Below are 1493 nucleotides of genomic sequence, written 5' to 3'. Positions count from 1 at the left end.
TGGCGGGCAAGGCACGGCAGCAGGCGCTGGCGCAGGTCGCATCGGGAGCACACGTGGTGATCGGCACGCACGCGTTGATGCAGGAGGGCGTGGCGTTCGCGCAGCTGGGCCTGGTCATCGTCGACGAGCAGCACCGCTTCGGCGTGCAGCAGCGGCTGGCGTTGCGCGACAAGGGCGCCGATGTGGACACCGGCCTGGTGCCCCACCAGCTGGTGCTCACCGCGACGCCCATTCCGCGCACACTGGCGATGAGTGCGTACGCCGATCTCGATGTTTCCGCCATCGACGAACTGCCGCCGGGACGCACGCCCGTGCAGACCATCGCGATCTCCAACGCACGCCGCTTCGACGTCATCGAACGCATCCATGCCGCCTGCCTGGAGGGTCGCCAGGCGTATTGGGTGTGCACGCTGATCGAGGAATCCGAACAGCTGCGCGCGCAGGCTGCCGAAGTGGCGCACGCCGAACTGTCGGCGGCGCTGGACGATTGCCGGATCGGCCTGATCCACGGGCGCATGAAGCCCAAGGAGAAGCAGGCCGTGATGGATGCCTTCAAGGCCGGGGAGTTGTCAGTGCTGGTCGCCACCACCGTGATCGAAGTGGGCGTGGATGTGCCCAACGCGAGCCTGATGGTCATCGAGAACAGCGAACGCCTCGGCCTTTCGCAGTTGCATCAGCTGCGCGGGCGCGTTGGCCGTGGCGCCGTCGCTTCCAACTGCGTACTGCTCTACCAGCCACCGCTTGGCCAGCTCGCGCGCGAGCGCCTGCAGGTGATGCGCGAGACCAATGACGGTTTTCGCATTGCCGAGAAGGATCTCGAGCTGCGTGGGCCCGGCGAGGTGCTGGGAACCCGCCAGACCGGCCAGCTGAGCTTCCGCATCGCCGACCTCGCCCGCGACGCCCATCTTTTGCCTGCCGTGCAGGAGGTGGGCGCGCTGATGCTGGAGCAGCACCCGCAGGCGGCGGAGCAGTTGATCGCACGATGGATCGGCGGCGCGGCACGGTACGCGCACGCGTGAAGCCATCCGGCCTTTGCGTCCGGTAGCCAATACACCGCCACCCTCCACCCTGTAGGAGCGCACCCTGTGCGCGACCGCCTTTCGCGCCGGTCCGCATGTCCATCGTTTCGATGCATCCCCTTGTAGGAGCGCACCCTGTGCGCGATGGCCTTTCGCGGTGGGCTGCATGGTTGTGGCTTTTGTTTGAGCGAGGCTATTGCCTTCGGTAGCTCCGCTACCGCCAGTGTGCCGCTTACGCAGCGGGCGTTTCGACGTCCTGCCGGCCGCCGAGTCACTTTTCTTTTGCTGGCCCAAAAGAAAAGTAACCCAAAGAAAATGGCCTTCAGAGCCAGGGCTCATAGCGATATGCGGGATAGAAGCGTCGGCCGACCGAGGCTAGTCGGGATGGGCTCGTTACTACCTCGAACGTAGCCGCTACACCGCCACGCGCCGAAGCGGAGAGGACTCAAGGCAACTTCGTTGAGCCGTGACGGG

1 protein-coding gene is annotated in these 1493 nt (G+C 65.8%); it reads left to right on the top strand.

Features of this window, described 5'->3' with window-relative positions; genetic code table 11:
* A partial coding sequence (locus JMF82_RS21835) for an ATP-dependent DNA helicase RecG (RefSeq protein ID WP_201316625.1) occupies positions 1–1019 on the top strand: 1019 nt, incomplete at its 5' end.
* Between the last annotated feature and the right edge of the window lie 474 nt (positions 1020–1493).

The sequence above is a fragment of the Dyella sp. EPa41 genome, from assembly GCF_016586165.1.
Lineage (GTDB): Bacteria > Pseudomonadota > Gammaproteobacteria > Xanthomonadales > Rhodanobacteraceae > Dyella.
Note: the sequence above shows the minus strand (reverse complement) of the source record. Positions and strands in the feature narration are given on the sequence as shown.